At 53.1% G+C, this 19,986-nt stretch carries 16 protein-coding genes; 8 read left to right on the plus strand and 8 right to left on the minus strand.

Annotation, left to right across the window (positions count from 1 at the left end):
- Nucleotides 1-612: 612 nt before the first annotated feature.
- Together H7U12_RS22810 and H7U12_RS10330 are read right to left on the minus strand one after the other, a co-directional pair.
- Complete coding sequence (locus H7U12_RS22810; RefSeq protein WP_186637056.1) at nt 613-1,707, minus strand: endonuclease/exonuclease/phosphatase family protein; 1,095 nt, start codon at nt 1,705-1,707, stop codon at nt 613-615.
- Between the two features lie 652 nt (nt 1,708-2,359).
- Nucleotides 2,360-3,463, minus strand: a complete 1,104-nt coding sequence (locus H7U12_RS10330; RefSeq protein WP_186637059.1) for a PA0069 family radical SAM protein — start codon at nt 3,461-3,463, stop codon at nt 2,360-2,362.
- Nucleotides 3,464-3,808: 345 nt separating this feature from the next.
- Here H7U12_RS10330 and H7U12_RS10335 point away from each other — a divergent pair, with 345 nt between their 5' ends.
- Nucleotides 3,809-4,195 (plus strand): hypothetical protein, encoded by a 387-nt coding sequence (locus H7U12_RS10335; RefSeq protein ID WP_186637061.1) that lies wholly within the window; start codon nt 3,809-3,811, stop codon nt 4,193-4,195.
- A 101-nt stretch (nt 4,196-4,296) separates the two neighbouring features.
- Here H7U12_RS10335 and H7U12_RS10340 read toward each other — a convergent pair whose 3' ends face one another.
- From H7U12_RS10340 to H7U12_RS10365, 6 genes are all read right to left on the minus strand, one after another.
- Nucleotides 4,297-4,698, minus strand: coding sequence for a c-type cytochrome (locus tag H7U12_RS10340; protein WP_186637063.1), 402 nt, complete (start codon nt 4,696-4,698; stop codon nt 4,297-4,299).
- A gap of 3 nt (nt 4,699-4,701) precedes the next feature.
- Nucleotides 4,702-5,349, minus strand: a complete 648-nt coding sequence (locus H7U12_RS10345; RefSeq protein WP_186637065.1) for an SCO family protein — start codon at nt 5,347-5,349, stop codon at nt 4,702-4,704.
- Nucleotides 5,346-5,771, minus strand: a complete 426-nt coding sequence (locus tag H7U12_RS10350) for a hypothetical protein (protein WP_186637067.1) — start codon at nt 5,769-5,771, stop codon at nt 5,346-5,348. Before H7U12_RS10350 ends, H7U12_RS10345 begins: the two co-directional genes overlap by 4 nt.
- Nucleotides 5,772-6,276: 505 nt before the next feature.
- Nucleotides 6,277-7,266, minus strand: a complete 990-nt coding sequence (locus H7U12_RS10355) for a hypothetical protein (protein ID WP_186637069.1) — start codon at nt 7,264-7,266, stop codon at nt 6,277-6,279.
- Nucleotides 7,267-7,379: 113 nt separating this feature from the next.
- Complete coding sequence (locus H7U12_RS10360) at nt 7,380-7,646, minus strand: hypothetical protein (protein ID WP_186637071.1); 267 nt, start codon at nt 7,644-7,646, stop codon at nt 7,380-7,382.
- 161 nt (nt 7,647-7,807) lie between these two features.
- Nucleotides 7,808-8,440: a hypothetical protein gene (locus H7U12_RS10365; protein ID WP_186637073.1), complete on the minus strand. Its 633-nt coding sequence runs from the start codon at nt 8,438-8,440 to the stop codon at nt 7,808-7,810.
- A 127-nt stretch (nt 8,441-8,567) separates the two neighbouring features.
- On the opposite strand from H7U12_RS10365, the gene H7U12_RS10370 reads away from it, so the two are divergent.
- The 7 genes from H7U12_RS10370 to H7U12_RS10400 all read left to right on the plus strand — a co-directional run bounded on the left by H7U12_RS10370 (nt 8,568) and on the right by H7U12_RS10400 (nt 19,938).
- Nucleotides 8,568-8,972 (plus strand): hypothetical protein, encoded by a 405-nt coding sequence (locus H7U12_RS10370; protein ID WP_186637075.1) that lies wholly within the window; start codon nt 8,568-8,570, stop codon nt 8,970-8,972.
- A gap of 661 nt (nt 8,973-9,633) precedes the next feature.
- Entirely contained in the window at nt 9,634-14,811 is a 5,178-nt protein-coding gene (locus H7U12_RS10375; protein WP_186637077.1) for a gliding motility-associated C-terminal domain-containing protein, read from the plus strand.
- A gap of 6 nt (nt 14,812-14,817) precedes the next feature.
- Nucleotides 14,818-15,837, plus strand: a complete 1,020-nt coding sequence (locus tag H7U12_RS10380; protein ID WP_186637079.1) for a PorP/SprF family type IX secretion system membrane protein — start codon at nt 14,818-14,820, stop codon at nt 15,835-15,837.
- A 512-nt stretch (nt 15,838-16,349) separates the two neighbouring features.
- The gene (locus tag H7U12_RS10385) at nt 16,350-16,769 is read left to right on the plus strand and encodes a hypothetical protein (protein ID WP_186637081.1); all 420 of its coding nucleotides are present in this window, start codon (nt 16,350-16,352) and stop codon (nt 16,767-16,769) included.
- 697 nt (nt 16,770-17,466) lie between these two features.
- On the plus strand, nt 17,467-17,667 hold the full coding sequence (locus tag H7U12_RS10390; protein WP_241749297.1) for a hypothetical protein: 201 nt from the start codon (nt 17,467-17,469) through the stop codon (nt 17,665-17,667).
- Between the two features lie 290 nt (nt 17,668-17,957).
- Nucleotides 17,958-18,518, plus strand: coding sequence for an HD domain-containing protein (locus H7U12_RS10395; RefSeq protein WP_186637085.1), 561 nt, complete (start codon nt 17,958-17,960; stop codon nt 18,516-18,518).
- 109 nt (nt 18,519-18,627) lie between these two features.
- A complete protein-coding gene (locus H7U12_RS10400) occupies nt 18,628-19,938 on the plus strand; it encodes a TlpA family protein disulfide reductase (RefSeq protein ID WP_186637087.1) in 1,311 nt (436 codons plus the stop codon).
- The last annotated feature ends 48 nt before the right edge of the window (nt 19,939-19,986 follow it).

The following is a 19,986-nucleotide window of genomic DNA, read 5'->3' on the forward strand; positions in this document are numbered from 1 at the left end:
TTCATGATTCTTTTGGTTACTTTTCTCATCCAGGAGAAAAGTGACAAACGCGGGCAGACCGCGACTCCAGCCTCAAGGCTTGGCAGGACAGAGGTAAAGAGTAAAGGCGGGCAAGTGATCAGCGGGTGTAAACATCCCCCTTCGCCCCCTTCAAAGGGGGAATCTCTGCTTAACAAAGGCAGTAGAAGTCGTTGGTGAGAACGCCAACAACGGCGGGAGACATTGCCAATACTGTGCATTTTGAGCCTCACGGCTCACTGAAGTTACAAACTTCAGCTCGTTGTAGGTCCAAGTTGAAAACTTGAACCAGCTATAGTTTTAAAACTTAATAGCCCTAACTCCCCTGCCTTTGTAAGGGAAATCTTTCTTCAAAGAAGAATCTCTCCTTAAAATAAGTCGACTTGACCGTTGGCGAGACACCAACAACGGCGGAGGCTTGGCGGTCCGGGTTGGGAGCTTACTAACAATAAAGAAAAGCTTATCCAAAGCGAAGAGACCTGGCGCTCCAACGTTAGAAAAAACGAGAAAAGCAGCCTGACGTAAGATTGCATTCACCAGGGAACAGCCTGAAATCCTCAGAAACAACCTCAGGGAATCTATCCCAGGAATATACTATTCCCCATTAGCATGGCCCGCCTTTTTCAGCCACAGATCACTTACAATGGCATAGTGATCGGAGAGGTTCTGCCGAATGGTTTTGTAGCCGGTACCAACCATGCGCGGGTCATGGAGCAGGTAATCGATGCGCAGAATGGAGAACAGCCCGTTGAAGGTATTGCCCAATCCCCAGCCGCTTTCGGCAAACGCATCTTTCAGCCCTTTGCTAATTTTATTATACGTGAACGAAGCCGGGGGATCATTGAAGTCACCGCAGACGATGACCGGGTACGGGGAATTTTCGATATGCTCGGCCACTACTTTTACTTGTTGCGCCCGCTTCACGGCGCCTACCTGCAGCCGTCGGATGATGTTGCGGGAAGCGGTTATCTTCTCGTCATTGGAGGGCTTGGCATTGGGGTTGCCCAGGAACTCGTAGTCTTCCCGCTTGAACCGGTTCGACTGGAAATGCACGTTGTACACCCGCACCGTGTCTTCCCCAATCTTGAGGTCAGAGAAGATGCAGAGGTTGTTGGTGGTCTCATGGAAGAGGATGTTGCCTCGGTTCACCACGGGGTACGTACTGAAGGTGGCAATGCCCCAGTGATCGCTCCCGCGCAGGGTCTCGGTATAGGCCACGTGGTGGTTCCCGGCCTTCTGCAGACGGAGCAGGGTGTCCAGGTTATTGCGGCCCGGTTTAGAGGAGGTGTAGAACTCCTGGAAGCAGAGAATGTCAGGGGTTTCATCCTGCACCATCTTGAAGATCTTGTTTCGGGTTTTGGGGTTCCCCGTCCACTCGTACAGGTCGAATAACCGGGCGTTGAAACTGAGCACCCGCAGTTTCTGGGCATTGGCCGGAACTTCGGTCTGGAACAGGTTCAGCTGGATCTGGTTGCGCAGGTTATCAAAGCCCAACAGGATGGCGAAGACAGAAATGAATAAGGCCCTGCTTTTGATCAGGAGCCAATACAGAATGAAGAGCAGGTTCACCAACAGGAGACCCGGGTAAGCCAGCGCCACCAAGCTCGCGACCCAGAGAGTGCTGGGGCTGATGTAGGAGGCGAAGTGGGAAAGCACCAACAGAACAGCCGCACCTATGTTTAAAAACACAATGAGTTTAAACAAGAAGCTTCGCTTGATTTTCTTCCCTGCCACTGTACTTGCTTGAGTAAGGGTATTCCCCATGCCTAAAGATACAAAGACCCTCCCTTTTTAGAAAAAGTTATATTCAGAAAGAGACAAATTACCGCACCCCTCAAAAAAGGATTTCGGTAACTCCCGTACTTCCAGTAACGTACAAGCAGTACTTTTCTTTCCTCTGGGCTGAGTTAAATTCCTACCAAAGAACTCGCCAGTCACTTCAACTAAAACTGCAAATGCAAGCTTTTAAGCCAATGGTTGCGATCTGCTTATAACCTCCTACTTACCAGCTTACTTCTCCTGTGGAACTACCGTTTTCTTTCTTTTGCTTCTAATTGAACCTGCTACCCTCTATTCCTAGACAAATCAGCGCCTACTCTATTATCCATTAATAGGCTTGTAATAGGCTTGCCGGAAGGTTCTTTGATAGCTCTTGGGTTTCGTACATCCAGCTTCCTTAACCTTGGACCATTCAACAGCACATGACAGCCTGTCACACCGCATCATACTCTTCCCTTACCCCCAGTGTTTTAAGCCTCTTTCCTTCATTTAAGGCTTAAAACAAGAGGACCATTTTTCCCCAGAAAAAGCTCAGGGAAGTGAGATTTCTGCCAAGGGTTATTTAGAACATGGTGAGTTGCTTTCCAGAGCGGGGCGTAAAGGCGGTGAGATCATAGGGCGGCATACTTCTTCCCTTGAAGTACTTGTGCATGGAAACCTTGAATAGCGATTTAATGGTCTCGGCCCACCTCCCCTCCCCCGTCATCCGGCGGCCGAACTGACTATCGTTGAGGGAGCCGCCGTGGCAGGCTTTGATCTGATCCAGCACCTTGGGGGCGCGGTCTGGGTAGGCTTTGTGAATCCAGTCCTCGAAGGTCTCGCCGATGGCACCGTTCAGACGCACGATGGTGTAGGCCGCCGACAGAGCACCCGCCGCCGCTGAAGCCTCCAGAATAGCGGGCACCTCGTGGTCGTTCAGCCCGGGAATGATGGGCGCCACCATCACGTTCACCGGAATGCCCGCCTCGGTCAAAGCCTTCACCACCTGCAGGCGCTTGGCACCCGTAGAAGTGCGGGGCTCCAGCTTCTGCCGCAGGGCTTCGTCCAGGGTAGTGATGGAAATACTCACGTGTACCAAGTTGTGTTGATGCAGCTCCTTCAGCAGATCAAGGTCCCGGAGAATAAGGGCATTTTTGGTGATCATACTCACTGGGTGCCGGTACTGCAGCAGCACCTCTAGCAGTTGCCGGGTGATTTTCTTTTTGGCTTCGATGGGTTGGTAGCAGTCAGTGTTGCCGGCCAGCATGATGGGCCGCACCACCCACCTGGGGTGCTCCAGCTGCGCCCGCAACACCTGCGGCGCATTCTCTTTGATGATGATCTTCTGCTCAAAATCCACCCCGGCCCCCAGCCCCCAGTACGCATGCGTATTGCGGGCGTAGCAGTAGATACACCCGTGCTCACACCCCTGATAGGGGTTCATGGAATAAACCAACCCGAGGTCCGCCGAGTCTACTTCGTTCACGATGGTTTTGGGAAACTCCGTGAAGAACTGGGTGGTGGCTTTCATCTGCCAAGGTTCGTCCACACCCTCTAGGTGCTCCACCACGTAGTCGTTTTTCAGGAAGGGATTGGTGGGGTTGTACTGGGCTCCCCGCCCCTTGGTCAGGTCTTGCCCCTGATACGGCCGGCCTCCTTTTCTGCCGGATGTACTGTCTTTTTCCATAGCTAAAAATATTAGCTTTTCAGCAACATTGCAAATAATGCTATTATTTTTAGCCTCTCAGTTTTAATACTTGGTTAGAGAACGGAGGAGAAACCCCAGGTATGCATACAGTAGAAGTTCTGAAAACTGGAGGTGAACAGATGCCGCCTGGTTGATTTTTCCCGGAGGGGCACCTTCGGTAAATACGTATTTTTCTAAACTTTATTAGATTATTTTCATCTTCCTCAGACTAAATAAATTGCAATCTCGTACGAAGAGACATGTGAATTCTATTCAACCTTAACCTTTCACTTAGCTATGAAAATTAACGTATCAAATTGGGGTGCAGCTTGCGCTCTCGTCGCCATGATGGCATTCTCCTCTTGCAGTGGAGGCAACAAAGAAGACCAGGCCAACGGCACCACCACTGACAACACCACCGTTGACAGCGGCACCATGGATGATGGTACCAGCACCACTACTGACATGGGAAGCGACACAATGGGTACTACCACCGGAACCACCATGGGTACCACCGGCACAACAGCGGGAACGACTGGCTCTACCGGTAGCACCGCAGGAACTACCGGTACTACTGGTAGCACCGGAACCACCATGGGCACTACTGGCACCACAGGAACTACTGGTACAACAGGAACAACCGGTACTACTACCGGAACAACTGGTACCACCGGCACCACAGGTACTACCGGTACCACCGGAGGAACGACTGGTACTACTACCGGACGCTAAGTTCCCGGACAGTTTCTGCCTTTCCCTTTCATCAACGAAAAGAGCAACCCGCCAGAAGGCGGGTTGCTCTTTTCTATTTCGCATCAATCGTGTTTTCTTCCTCAGGGGCACTTCTTCACCTGCTCCCTGATCTCACCGAAGGAGACCCGCCGGCTGGGCGACTTGAACTCTTTGTGCAGGTAATTGATGATGTTAGTGAGATCTGCCTCTGAGAGGTTAGGATTACCGGGCATGGCCTGGTTGTACTCCCGCCCGTTCACCGTGATGGTCCCTTTGATTCCCTGGCGCAGGAGGCAGGCCAGAATGTCGCGGTTTTTCTCTGAGTAGTCTGAGTTCACCAGCGGCGGGATCACGCCCCGTAATCCCTCGCCGTTTTCCAGGTGGCAGCTGGCGCAGTGCCGCCCGTAGAGCAACTCCCCTTCCTGGCCCCTTTCCGTAAAACACCCCGAAAACGCCACCCCTACCCCCAGCAAGAACAGCAGCCTCTTTATAGGAAAAGACATAGCTTACTTTTTCTTTTCAGACAGGAGCACGTCCATGTCTTGCAGCAGCTTGTCTACCTCCTGGGCATTGGTGCCGTCATAGTGTCCCCTGATCCGCCGTTGCCCGTCTACGAGCAGGAAAGCGCCGCTGTGCTCAAATCCGCCGGGCACGGCGTTGTCTACCATGGCGCTGGTGAAGTAATGCTTCTGGGCCATATCCAGGATGGTATCACGGTTGCCGGTCAGGAAATGCCAGGTGGTACTTTTCACCCCTAATCGCTCGGCATAGTCGCGGAGCACGGCCACGGTGTCATGAGTAGGATCAATGGAGTGCGAGAGCAGGGCCACCTTGGGGTTGTCTTTGTATTTCTCGTACACCCGCAGCATCTGGCTCTTCATCTTGGGGCAGATAGACGGGCACGAGGTGAAAAAGAAATCGGCGACGTAGATTTTGTCTGCCACGGTTTGTTGGGTCACCATCTGGCTGTCCTGGTCCAGGAACGCGAAATCTGGGATGGAGTGGTACACGGTGTCAACAGCGGGCTTTCCGTCTACCATGGTCACTTTAGGCTCCCGCGGCCCCAGAATGGGCAACGTTTTGTTTTCCGGTTTAGAGGTGCAGGCCGTAGCCAGCGCCAGACCCAGCCCGAGGGCTACAAAGGTATTTTTCATTTAGAAGGATTTCGGTAAAGGGAGTTCAGGGAATCGGCGGCGCGCAGGCTCTGGGTGATGGAATGCCGCACTTCCTGAATTTTGACTTTTTCCTGCTGCAGATACTGGAGAGCCTCCTCTGGCGCTTTGCCATCGGGGTTGCGGTACTGGCGCATCCACTGCATCATGTGCTCATCAGACTGCATCAGATCAGAGATTCCGGTGGTCAGGCTTCGGCGGGCCGCCGTGTCCTGCACCACCACCGAGTCTTTCAAATAGGTAAGTTCTTTGCGGCGGGTGTAAAGCTCCCCCATTTTGGCCATGGCCGAGTCATGGAGCGTCAGAACCTCCTGCTGCAACACCTCCACTTTCTTCTCGGGCGAGGGGGAACAGGAAACACTCCAGATCGCCAGCAGAAAAACGGGAAGCCATGAAATTTTCATATCGGAGTTCATTTGATGCTGCAAAGGTAAACGGTAAGCCCATAGAACGCACGGCTTTACCCCACTTTATCAAGCATTCGGCGATGACGCGGTACAGATCAGGTCCGTTTTGGGCCCCTTTTCCGAAAACAAGCCCTAAACGGACCCTGCCTCTACAACCGTTCAGAAAGGCAGGAGTTTAGCTTTACCTGGCGAAAAGAAGGCCGTTTCACCAGCTCCCCCGCCAAACCTCACCCATCACTTTCAAACCCACCGCGGCCCAGATCTGATTTTCTTCCAAAGACAAAACCCCGCAACTGCACGTTTATTTTGCGGGAAGAAAAATTCAGCCTTGCCGGAAATCTACCGCAGTACATCATGTGCAAGCATATATAACAGTCGGGCGTTTTATACTTCCTTTTAGGAAAACAGGCTTAAAACCGACATTCAGAGACGAGCTTATTTTAAACAAAAGAGCGGTTGCCTTGGGGGCAGCCGCTCTTTTGCTCATATAGTGCAAAGCTGGTTACCAGCTGAAATCCTCGCGGGAGGGTGGTTGGGTTCCCTGGCCGCGCACGTGGCCGCTCATGGGATCATAGCGGCGGTTCTGCCCTTCTTCTGAGCGGTAGTCGCGGTCATTGCCCCAGCTTAGCGAACCTGCCATGTTGCCGTAGTTCTCGCTTCGGGCACCTTCGCCCTGCTGGTTGTGGTGCTCGCGCGGGCCGTGGTTGTAGTCAAAGCTGGAACCGCCCTCGGCGCGGGTTCTGCGGTCATAGCCACTGTTCAGATTACCCAACTGCCGGCCGCCCTCGTACTCGCCACGGTTGTAGTGCGACTGGGAATCGTCGTAGATCTCGTAGCGGCTGTCATCGCCCCGACGGGAAATGTCATTCGTCCCAATGTCGCGGACTCCACCTCGGGAACCGGCTCTATCTGAGGGCTCCCAGCCTCTGGTGTTGTCTGCGCCCTGGGTGCCGTAGCGGCTGGTGCCGTCGTACTGCTCCCGCTCACCCGGCGCAAAGCTGTTGTGGTCACGGTAGGCGCCGTAGAACTGGCGGTTGACCGGCTTTTGCTCTTCCCGGCCGTGGCCGCTGCTCCACCGGGAGCCGTCCCCGGAGTTTTGCTGGTGCGATCCGCCCCTGGAGGAGCCAAAGCCCTGGGCCCCGCCGTAGCTGCCCATGTTGCCGTAGTTGCGGGTAGAATGCTCCAGGCCGTTGTTGTCTTCGTGGGCGCCCAGGTTATCGAAGCGCTCTCCGCGGCGGTTTTGGTCCCGGCCGTAGTCACGGGGCAACTCGTGGTCGCGCTCGCGGCGGCGGTCTTCGTTGGAGCCCTGGTATTGGTTGCTGCGGTAGTCGCGGCTGATGTCGCGGTCATTGAAGTTCTGCCGATCCAGGTTCTGGTACTCGCGCCCGCGATCCGTGTCCTGGCGGTAGGCTCCGCGGTATTGGTCTTCATCGGGACGCCGATTATCTGAACGGTGATGACCGTGGTCATCTGATCTGTGGTTTCTGTTCATGGTGTTAGACTTTTGGTGTAACAAACAGTTCCTGTAAACGGCAAGAAAGGCGATCTTGTTTTGGGGCCGCTTTCAGAAAAGGGTTCCAAAACAAGATCGCCTCCGGCGATTCTCTATTTGGTGCGCAGGTTGTTGGCGTTGCTGCCGTCCAGGCGGGTGGTGTCTTCCTCGTCCTCGGCGGCCACGTTGCCCTCTGAGAATCTGCCTTCCGGTTCAGGGTCCAGGAAATCAGCTTCCATGGCTTGCAGGCGTGAGCCGCCCAGATCAGGCTTGGCAATGGCGTCATCCTCGGTCTTGGCCCCTTTCATGGGCGTGGGGTTGTCATCTGGCAAGCGTTTGCTTTCGTCAGAATTGGTGATGTTGTCGTTCTCGATAGGCATAGGTTCGGGTGGTAAATGCTGGCAGCCACTGCAGCTAACAGTATGTTATTTGTACGTACCCGGCCAGAAATGTTTATTATCAAATCATGAAGAAGCCGTTTAGGGGCTGTTTTCTAAAAACAGCCCCCAAACGGCTTCACTAGGCACCAGCGGCTTGTTGCTTAGTTCTCGCTGAAGGGCTCCATCTTGATTTTCTCAATCATGAGGTACTTTTTGAACTCATGCAGCATGCGCGACATTTCTTTGTCCTGCTCCTCCATCTGCTGCTTCTCGGTATCGGCGGAGTGGATGGCGGCGCGCAGCTGTTCCAGGCTCACGGCCATGTGGTCACGCGCCTCCTGCGCCCGCTGGCGCAACCCGTCCTCGGCCTCCAACGTGGCGATGTTGGCGTCCAGTTCCTGCACGCAGACCTCCAGGAACGGAATCATGTCCCAGGGATTGTTGGGGCGGTTCCAAGTGAACTCAATGTTGCAGCGCCGGCATTTGTACCGGTTCGATTTCCAGCCCGCTTCGTTCGTGGCCACGCCCGTCTTTTTGAGCAGGTCAGCTTTGGAGCAGGTGGGGCACTGGGCATGGTCTTCAATGATTCCCTTGAGGGTTTCGTGTTTGTCCATGACCTGCTGCCGGAAATCGGCGTGGCTATAGATTTTCTGGGTGAGACGTTCACAGGCAGCATTCAATTCTTCGTGCTCTTGGGTCAACGTTCCTTCGGCAGCCAAACGCTCTCCTCTCTTTTTAAAGAAGGTGATCAGCTTGATGACTTCTTTCTCGTTCTCGGTGATATGCTGCTTCATGGGTTTTCCTGATTTAACAATCCAAAGATACAAAAAGCATCCGTTCCCTGGCAGCCTGGCCTTTTCCCGCGCAAGGATTCTGAGCAGGTTTGTTCACCTTCATCCTATTATATAAAGCTCCAAGCCTTTGTTCAGAAGAAATTCAACCGACGTTAATGAAAAGATGACCCGGGAGACGAGAACACGTTTCAGTTCGATTTTCTGGAAAAGAGCGCTAAAACAGCCCGCCTTCAAGTTCGCTCATGGAAACGACGGGGAGAAACCAAGCTCCTTCGCGCTTGACTTAGCGGAGGGCGATTTTTCAGAAAAGGGGACAGGAAGCCGGAGGTTAAATGGAATGCATAAAAAAAGCCTCTCCTTCCTTGCGGAAGAAGAGGCTGAAAAAGAAGGGGCAGGCGGGACAAATGTCTTGGGTATCTGTAGCATATCCCCCAATAAGCACCAGAACTTTGACGCTCCTGCAAGCAGAAGTGTTCCGCCGCCCCTTTATATCTTCTATGTTGTGAGCAACAAACTGTCTTTGTTGTTTTAACTGTGTCAAAGGTACTAGCTATTTCGTGATCTGCCACCAATTTTCGGTAAACCAACCGTTTTGCCGGTTGAATCTCCCATTTTATCCGGTGAATGCTCCGGAACCCATGGCCGATTCCCTACTTTTTGGGATTTATCACATGCTGCTCTCCCCCTGCGCCGCCAACATCTTTGGCCGCTAACGTGGCACAATTTAGCAAATTTAAGGCTTCTCTGAATTACTTTATATCAATTTCTTTAAAAATTCATATTATCAACTACTAACTAAAAAATTATATCTTTGACGTAAATTTGAACTAAAGGTTACAAGACGTTTGTTGGCGGCAATATAAAGCAATACACAACATCATTTTTCATAAGCACACTTTATACCAAGCATACATTCCCTTTAGAGACAATAACCCATTAATACAATTTAAATTTACTATATATGAATTCACTATACTCCCCTTCCCAACTGACTTCTCCTATTGCACCAGCGAAATCTTTTCAGGAAACAAAAAGTGGTTTTCCAGAGAATTCTGGCTTGGTAGTTATTGGCCAAACCGCCCCTTTTGCGGTCTAACTACTTAGGAGAGTGCGCCTATTCTCCGGCAGATCTTGCCTGAGCCTGGGTTGCTCTTTTTCACTCTTTCTGTAACCCCTCTTTTTATCCCGGCACTATGTCGCCTTCCAAAAAGTTTTATCAATTACTGGGCTTTCTGCTCCTGCTGAGCTATGCCTCTTTCGGGCAGAACTGCCTGGACAAACCCAATGCTACCCTAGCGGATGCCAACGAGGAGAACTTCACAAGATGTTCCTCAGTGGGTGGGTCTACGGAGTACAACCTGGTGGTGTCTAACAGCTCTACCACCCTCTCCACCAACAAAGATTACACCATTGAATGGGGAGACGGTACTTCTAACACGTACCCGGCAAATTTCACCACGGCCAGGCACACCTACAAAACGCAGGGCAGCTTCAACCTGAAATTCACCGTGACCAGCCAGAGCGGCTGCGCTACCAGTACTACGTACTCGGTGTTCAACGGCAGCACGCCGGGTATTGGTATCCAGAGCCCCAACAACACCTCTGAATGTGCCCCGGCCGCCTTTACCTTCGGCATCACCGGTACCCAGAACAATGCCCCTAACACCACCTATGCCATCTGGTTCGATGACGGCACCGACACGCTCCGCTACACGCAGGCCACCCTGCCGCCTACCATCACGCACGCGTTCACCAAATCATCGCAGGGCAAAACCAAAGGCTTTGCCATGTACGCCGTGGCCTATGGCTGTATTCCCAAGCAGGCCGAGGTCAGCGGGATCATTATTTCCACCAAGCCCATTCCGGCGTTCAGCATGGCCCCAGAAAGTCCTTTCTGCCCCGGCCAAGTGGTGAAACTGAACGACCAGACCAGTGGCGGATTCAACGGAAACAACATTGGCAATACCAGCGGTTACCTTCGACTTTGGTCAATTTCGCCCAGCACCGGTTGGGAATACACCAATTCCACCAATGCCTCATCCGTGAGCCCGTCCATTCTCTTCAGAGAAAAAGGTACTTATAAAATTACCCTGGCGGTGACTCCGCAGGGTACAAGCTCCACCTGTTTAGGTGACTCTATCATCAAAAATGTAGTGGTGATGGATGTGCCTGCTGCCCCCACTGCGGTAGACCAAACCATTTGCTACAACACCACCGCCACGCTGCAAGCCCAGGGAGACGCCCCCATTTTTAAATGGTATGCCTCTGCCACGGCCACCACACCTTTAGCCACCGGCGCTACCTTTACCACTCCGGCCCTGAAAACCACCACCACCTATTATGTAGAGGCGGCGTTGAACGCAGGAGGTTGCGCGAACCCCACCCGAACTCCGGTGAGAGTCACGGTAGCTCCTTTGCCGGCAGCACCTACCGCTACGGATGTGCTCGCCTGCTTTGGCAGCAGAGCCACCGTCAGCGCCAGCTCTTCGGCCGGAAGAATCTACTGGTATGCCACCGCCACCGGCGGCGACACCTTAGCCACCGGTAACACCTTTACCACGCCGGCTTTAACGGCCACTACCACCTATTACGCCGCCGCGGTTTCTCCGCAAGGTTGTTTCTCCAGCGTCAGAAAAGCGGTGAAAGTGACTGTGCAACCGGTGGTTACTGACAACGTCATCAGCGCCCTGCAAACCCTTTGCCTGGGCGAAGCGGCGGCTACCCTGACCGGCACTACTCCTAAAGGCGGATCCGGCACTTACACCTATGTGTGGGAAAGCAGAACCGAGACGACCACCTTCGGGAAAGCGGCTGGCTCCAGCACTTTGCCCACTTACAACCCGGGCACCCTCACCCAGACCACCTGGTTCAGACGTGTTGTTACCTCGGGCAGTTGCACCAACATCTCTGAACCCATCCAGATCACGGTAGTACCGGCCATCACCAACAATACCTTTGCAGTGGCCCCGGAAGTAGTTTGCTACGGCTTAACTACTAATTTAACGGGCTCTGTTCCGGCGGGCGGAAACGGCGGTACTCCTACCTATCTGTGGGAAATGAGCACTACCACCGCCACCACTGGCTTCACAGCCGCAACCGGTACTAACAACGGTCAATCCTATATCTCTGGTGCCCTGACGGTTAACACCTGGTTCCGCCGGAAAGTGACCATTGACGGTTGCACCCAGGCCTCTCCAGCGGTATTGGTGACCATCAACACGTTCTCGTTCCCTCCTACGGTAGCCAACGCCACTATCTGTTTGGGCAGCACCGCCACTTTAACGGCCACTGCTCCCGGAGGTCCGTATGAGTGGTACACCACCGCTACCGGCGGCACGCCTTTCTTTACCGGTGACCAGTACACCACTCCTGCCCTTACCGCGAACACGACTTACTTTGTGCAGAGCAGAGCCATCGGGAACTGTTCTGAGACCCGCACGGAAGTTAAGGTGACGGTATTACCAATCATCACCAATAATGCCATCGCCGGAAACCAGGAGGTTTGCTCCGGTGGCGTGCCTACTCCTCTGACCGGCTCCAAACCGGCAGGCGGAAACGAAAATCCGGTGTACCTCTGGCAAAAAAGTACGGACGGTGTGACCTTCACTACCGCCACCGGAACTTACGCCAGCCAGAACTACACGCCATCGGCATTGACGGAGCCAACCTGGTTCCGCCGGAAAGTGACCATGGGCCCTTGCGAGGACATCTCCAACCTCATCAAAGTGGAAGTAACCCCACTGCTGACGCAGGTAACCATGCCCGCTGACCTGACCATCTGCGACAACACCTCCGCTCCTATTCTGGAGGCTCCTGTCGCCTCGGGCGGCAATGGAACCTACACCTACAAATGGGAGAAAAGCGTGACCAGCGCCACCGCCGGATTCACTTCCGCAGATGGCGTAGCCAATACTCAAATCTATGCGCCGGGCATCCTGCACAGCACGACCTGGTTCCGGAGAATCACGTCCTCGGGCAGCTGCCAACTGGTGAGCGCCGCTGTGAAAGTGACGGTATTGCCCTTGCCTTCTCTGCCGATTATCCGGGAGGTAGCCACCTGCCAGAACGCCACCGCCACACTGACCGCTACCCCAGCAGCCGCAAACCAGAAAATTCAATGGTACGATGCGGCCACCGGCGGTAATCTGCTGGCCGAAGGCACTACCTTCACCACGCCGGTTCTACAGGCCAACACCACGTATTATGTCCAGGCATTGACCACCACGGGTTGCCTTGCTCCTTCCCGAGTAGAAGTAAAAGTAACGGTGTCTCCGCTTCCGGCGGCTCCAGAGGCTTTTGCGGCCACGGTTTGTCACTCAGAGAAAGCGGTCATCAGCATCAAGAACCCGGGCACGGACATCACCTACGAGTGGTTTGCTGCCGCTACCGGCGGAACTGCCCTGTTCAGAGGACCTTCTTACACGACTGCCAACCTGACCCAGAGCACTACTTACTATGTGCAGGCCGTACGCGGCGGCTGCGCTGGACCAAGAACTGCGGTGCTGGTGAACGTGCAGGACCCTATCGCCAATAACGTGCTCTCCGGGGCGCAGGAAGTGTGCGCGGGCACTGGAACTACCTCCCTGGTGGGAACGCAGCCAACCGGCGGTACCGGTACTTACACCTACCAGTGGGAAAGCAGCACCGACGGCATCTCTTACTACACCATCCGGGAGGCGAGCCAAACGGAGAACTACACCCCCGGCATCATGTACCAGACCACCTGGTTCCGCCGCGTAGTGAAATCCGGCACCTGTGTGCCACAGGTAAGCGCTCCTATCAAGGTGACCGTGAGTGAGTCCATCATCAACAACTTCATCCAGGACAACCAGGTGATCTTCATCCATACCAAACCGGCCGCGTTCACCGGAACTACTCCTACGGGTGGCACCAAGACCTACCGGTACCAGTGGGAAAGCAGCCAGGATGGCGTGACGTTCAAGGCGATCACCGACGCTACCAGCAGAACCTATGCTTCTGATGCGTTGAGCCAAACCACCTGGTTCAGACGGGTAGTGGAATCTGGCGGTTGCCAGGTGACCAGCAACGTGGTGAAAGTGTCCGTGAACTCCGAGATCTCCCAGAATACCATCTTTGAGGACCAGAACATCTGCCAGGGCACGGCTCCCATGACCTTGTCTGGCACTGACCCGATTGGCGGCGACGGCACCTTCAGCTTTGTTTGGGAAAGCAGCACCAGCGGCCCAACCTCAGGGTTTGTGACGGCCAGCGGCAACACCACCACCAAAGACTACACCTCGCCCGCGCTTACCCAGACCACCTGGTTCAGAAGAAAGGTAAGCTCCGGCTCCATCACCTTAGTTTCTAACGTGGTGAAAGTGACCGTTTTCACAGCCGTAACCAGAAACACCATCTCCACCGACCAGACGATCTGCCTCAACACGGCCCCAGCGCGTTTGACGGGCACCTTGCCGGCCGGCGGAAACGGAAACTATGCCTACGTATGGGAAAGCAGCACCAGCGGCCCAACCACCGGTTTCGGGACGGCCTTTGGTACCAGCACCGAGCAGAACTACACGCCGGGCGCTTTACAACGGACCACCTGGTTCCGGAGAAAAGTGGTATCCGGCAGCTGCTCAGACAATATCAGCAACGTGGTGCAGGTCACCATTACCGCGCCGCAGCCTCCTGCGGTTCTGGAAGCTTCTATCTGCGCGGGCACTACGGCTACCTTAACGGCCGTGCCAGCCACCAGCGGCACCGTAGTGGAATGGTTTGACCAGCAGGAAGGCGGCCGCCTGTTAGGCTCCGGCCTGACGTTCACCACCCCGGCCCTGAAAGAAACCACCACGTTCTACGTACGGTCCGTGCTTCAGAACTGCGCCAGCGTTCGGATTCCGGTGAAAGTGAACATCCCGGCTCCAACGGCCAAGGCCGGACCAGACCAGAACATCGTGCTAGGCAACTTCGCCACCCTGGAAGCATCTGGCGGTTTAACCTACCGCTGGTCTCCCGCAACGGGCCTGAATAACAGCCAGATTCCAAATCCAGTGGCAAAACCGACCCAGACCACCACCTACACCGTGACGGTCACTACCCAGGACGGCTGTACTTCTTCTGATCAGGTAACCATCACCGTGCTGCAACCCATTGAAATACCTAATGGCTTCACCCCGAACGGAGACGGCATCAATGATGTCTGGGATGTTCCTAACCTCAAGAGCTACCCAGATTGCCAGGTGGAAGTCTACAACCGCTGGGGCAACAAGGTCTTTGAATCAAGAGGCTACGAGAAAGCCTGGGAAGGCAACATGAAAGGTCAGGCCCTGCCGGCCGCCACCTATTATTACATCATCCGCCTGGGCGGAAAAGAGAGTGCCATTATCGGAAACGTCACCATTATCAAGTAAGCGCATATGAAAAAGCTTGCCACTATTCTTTTATTTCTTGGTGTACTTTCTCCGGCCATGGCGCAGCAGAAAGCCCAGTATAGCCAGTACCTGTTCAACAACTTCCTGCTGAACCCCGCCGTCTCGGGCATTGAGAGCTACACCGATGTGCGCATGGGTACCCGCCGCCAGTGGGTGGGCGTGGAAGGCGCTCCGGTTACGTACTACGTCAGCGGGCACACGTCTTTCGGGATGAGTGACCGGAACGCGCCGGTGGGTCCGGGTGCCGGCCGGGGGTTTATCCCCAAGCTGCCGTCTAAGAACCCACGCTCCACCAAGTACCACAAGTCGCGGCCGCACCACGGGTTTGGCGCCATGGCGCAGGTAGACAAAACGGGTCCGCTGAGCACCACCAACCTGAACCTGACCTACGCCTACCACCACCCCATCACCCGCCGGGTGAACATGTCGGTGGGTTTGGCCGGGGGCATGATTCAGACCCGCCTGAACACGAACGAGCTGCATCTGTTGAACGAGAACGACCCTACCATCCGGCCGGGTATGATGGGCAAAACCAACTTCGACCTGGGCCTGGGCACCTGGATTTACTCTGACAATTTCTACGTGGGCGCTTCTGCCGCGCAGCTGCTCACCACCGTGGTGGCGAACAAAGAAGGAAGCTTGGGACCTCAGCAGAAACTACAGCCCCACTTCTTCATGACGGGCGGCTACCGTATCCGGATCCGGTATGACTTCAGCATTGACCCATCCGTGATGTTGAAATTTGCCAGCCCCAGCCCTTTGTCAGTGGATGTGAACTTCAAGGCCATGTACGCCAACCGGGTTTGGGCGGGCATGTCTTACCGCCACGGCGATGCGATTGCCGCGCTGGCGGGCATGAACGTGAACCACGTGCTGGACGTGGGCTACTCCTATGACCTGACCACCTCTGGCCTGAACAGCGCCAGCGCCGGTAGCCACGAACTGATTGTCGGGTTTAAACTTCGGAACAAAGCCCGGATGCTTTGCCCTGAGTGGCTCTGGTAGCCTAAGCTTTCCACCCGCGTACCGATGCCCGTTTTATGCTTCTTTTCTGAAAAGGAGCGTAAAACGGGCATCGGGCTTTTATAGGGGTCAGCACTTGGGTGAGCAGATTCTATTGACCATTCACCAGAACGTTCCTTCTTTGAAGGAGGATCTCCATTTTAGGGCATCTGTCTTGCCGCAGACTGCGGACTTACTCCATCAAAGTTCTTTTCTCCTTTTCTGACCTTCTCTACGTTGTGTTGAGAGTTCTTGATAGACGCAACACTGCCTGAGAGCCAAAGTAATATTTGAGGATATGCAATTTTGCACATCTCCGCAACCTCCTTCTTCTAGCCCCAAAGTTTTCACTAGTACTCTTCGCCTAACAAACCCATCCTAAACCAAAATAAATCAATTATTTACAAGCACATCATAGAACAACGCGTGTATTTAAGCGTAACATTTAGAGACAATCTGGTTAAGATATTTACAAGAAACACAACAGACATTCACTACCTCAAAACTCTAAAGTCATGAAAATCTTTACTGTTTCCATTTGTTTGGTTCTGGCCTTTTCCCTGAAGGGATTGGGGCAAGTTGCCCCTAAAAACGAGGCCGTGGAAAATACCTCCGCTTCTATCAGCCGCATGATGGTGACGGAGCTGGGCCTGAATGAAGCCGAGTTTCTCCAGATCCGGAACCTGAACCAGGAACGCCTGACGAAAGCCGCTGAAATCACCAGAAAACTGAAAGACGATGCCCCTGCTCTAAACGCATCCTTGCGCGACATTGAGGAGGATTTTGAAACCAAGCTCTTCCGAATTCTGACCACCCGCCAACTGGAAGCTTACGCCGAGTTCAAGATGAAACCCGAGGCCAATTTCCTGACGCTGGTCCAGCAGGTCTCCCCTGATTCCAAGAGAAAACAGAACAAAAAGAGAGCCTCAGATTAGAGGCTCTCTTTTTGTTTACTGGTACTTCAGCCAAGATTGAGAAGCGAAATATATGTCATTAATGTTGAATTTTATGTTAAATAAATAAATTCAGGCAAACTGCTTTACGGGCATTTTCTTAAAATCGGCCTCAAAGCTCTTCTACCCGCACGCATAAGGAAAACGCGGAACCCACCTGATTATCACCTCAAGAATCGCAACTTCCCTCCTTTCTCAATAGCTATTATCGCTGCTTAAAAAATACACATCCGGAAAAGCAGATCATTGCGGCTTTTCCTGAATGTGTATGCCTGATCAGCAGGTCTAGTTTATTTTGAGAAACATCATCTCTGTTTAAGAGCAGCTTTGGACCTCCTTTTCTGAAAACTGCCTAAAAACGCCAGAGCCTCATCGGTTCACCAATAATCTACGGGGCAATCCTTACCTTTGCCACGAGGATGACCTTGTGCAACCTGAGCGAAGGCTTTAGCTGGTACGCGGCGGACAAGCCCCCGGAAAGTACCACGCGCGGCTACAGATGAATACTCCTTTTGCGTGTTTTACCTTACTGGGCCGGTAGGCTTGTGTTAACGCATTGGCGTTGCGGAGGCTTTTACACGTATACACCTTATCAATACACTTCGGGCTTTCCCCTGAGGGAGGAAAGCAGGACAATGATTAGCCTATGGAATGGTATAAAATATATAATCCCAAAGCAATGAATTCCTTTCAGTTCATTGCCGTTACCGGAATCCTGATGTCGGGGTTGGCGCATTTGCTGCTGCACCTGTGGGGCAAGGAAATCGCGTCATTCAATTACCTGTACGTTTGCTGGAGCGTGCTTTTTGTCTTCGGCTCCATCCAGAACCTGCGTCACAACCCCGAGGACGATGATCACCATCACCATCACCACCATTAATCAACGAGGCAGGTGAAGTAACGCGGTACGCGCTCTCCATTACCCTAAGAGCTTACCCCCTGTCACCAGAGGCAAGGCCGTGCTCCCGCCCACCATGCAAGGGCACCTGATACCTGCTACAACTGCGGTACATTGCCAAGGCTACTTCTCTGGCTATGGTTTACTTTCTATGTTGAAAAGCCGCTTCCTGTTTTCAAGCCGATATAAGAAAAAGGCCCGCAAAACACCCTGTCGCTTTGTTTGTCCATCTGCCTGCTGCGGGCTATCTTACTGGTCTAAACCGCACGTGCATGACCAGAGAAGAAGCCTCCCAGATTCTACACCACTTCACCAAAGGCGAGAGCCTCTTACGCCACGCCCGCACCGTTGAATTGGTGCTGCGCGCCTACGCCCAAAAACTCAACCAGGACCCGGAACTCTGGGGCAACACCGGCCTCCTGCATGACGCTGATTACGAAGCCTACCCTGACCGCCACCCGCAGGTGGTAGTGGAACTCCTGCGCGAACGGGGCGAAGCGGAAATGGCGCACGCCATCTCGGCCCACTACAGTCACTGGGGCGTGCCCCACGACAGCCTGCTGGACAAAGCCTTACTGGGTTGCGATGAAATCACTGGTTTTGTGGTCGCCTGCGCCCAGGTGCGCCCGCAGCGCCTCTCCGGCTTGGAAGCCAAATCTGTCCTGAAGAAACTGAAACAAGCCAGCTTTGCCGCCTCGGTAGACCGTGGCGAAGTCCGTCTGGGCGCCGAACTGCTCCAGGTAGACCTAGCCGCCCACATCGACTTCATCATCCAATCCCTCCAACCCCACGCCGAAGAACTCCAACTCACCCCCATCTCCTCAGAGGCTTGATATCGCCAGAACGGCGCTTGATCTATAGTGCAGATAAGCGTATGTTGTCGTATATACTAACCGTTAGCTGTTACATCTAAAATTAGAATTTAATATTAATTAAAAGCCAATGATACTTAAACTGATTCCTGTCACAGCTCTTCTGCTCGGCTTCTCCCTCACCACAGTTGCACAAGAGGTAATTGAGCTGCCACTTACCCTGAAAAAGAGCTTTGGAGTATTTCATGTCGGCTTTAGCTCTTACAGTCCACAGGCAGAAGACAGTCCTTTCAAGGAGCAAGTGAGGGGCATTCCTAAGAACCTTAAAAACGTGACACACCATCACATTACACTCAGCGGTAAGCAGCATTTCTACCAGAGTTACCTTCAGAACAAGATATCAGGGGAATACTTCGAGCAGTTGAAGCAGAGTTTCGGCTTTGAGCCCAATGAAAAGGAGTTTTCAAAGGAGCCCTTAAGGGTGGCTGTGTACATCATAAAGGGCGAGGACGAGAATGGGAAACTTGTTTGGATGGCCGACACTAATACGGACTTGGACTTTTCAGACGAAAAGTCCCGCCCCCTGCTTACTTACGGTGCCCCATTTGATGTTAAACTTTATAGGAAAATTGCGGACAATGGGGTGCATGTGAAATCACAGCAAGTAGTGAAAGGGAAAGTGATGGAGGTGAATTACCCCGTCGCCTTTGTGCTCTCAGAGGACAAGAAATCAACATATGCAGGCTTCCCTTCCCTTTACACGGCTAACATAAAAGTTAACAACAAAGGCTACGAGCTACAGTTCAGCCCGGCTAACTTCATGCACTACAACCCAGCGGAGGCCGATGTAACTACCATGGCTGTAGCAGATAACATTGAGGGAGGAGAGGCGAAAAGTGTGAGACTTGCCGATGAACTTGTGCCGAGCAGCTTCTTCAAAGTAGGAGATGTTGAGTACCAGTACCTAGGCATCGATTACATGAAGAAGGTGGCCAAAGTTAGCAGGGTGAATAGGAATGAAATCATGCGTGCGGCACAAGTAGGCTTCACGCCCCCACCTTTCCGAGGGAGGGATTTTGTGAATGGGAGTGAAGTATCTGTAGACCAATTTAGGGGCAAATACCTGCTTCTTGACTTCTGGTTCACTGCCTGCGCACCTTGCATAAAGGAGTTTCCAAGTTTAAAGGCTTTGGTAGCCAAGTACAATCCTGCCAAGTTTGAAATAGTGGGCATTGTATCAAATTCAAAGCCTGAACATCTAACCAAAATCATAGGGAAGTATGACATTAGCTGGAAACAAGTCCTTTCAGATGAGATTACAAAGCTATATGGCGTAACCACCTTTCCCTCTACTGTACTGATTTCACCGGAAGGCAAGGTAATACACAAGAACTTAAAAGGAGAAGAACTTGAGCAAGTGTTGGCCGAATTGATTAAATAAAAAATGCAACAGCTAACACTGTACATAAGCCAAGCTTCGGCTACGCCT

It is taken from the genome of Rufibacter sediminis (assembly GCF_014269285.1).
Classification (GTDB): Bacteria; Bacteroidota; Bacteroidia; order Cytophagales; family Hymenobacteraceae; genus Nibribacter; species Nibribacter sediminis.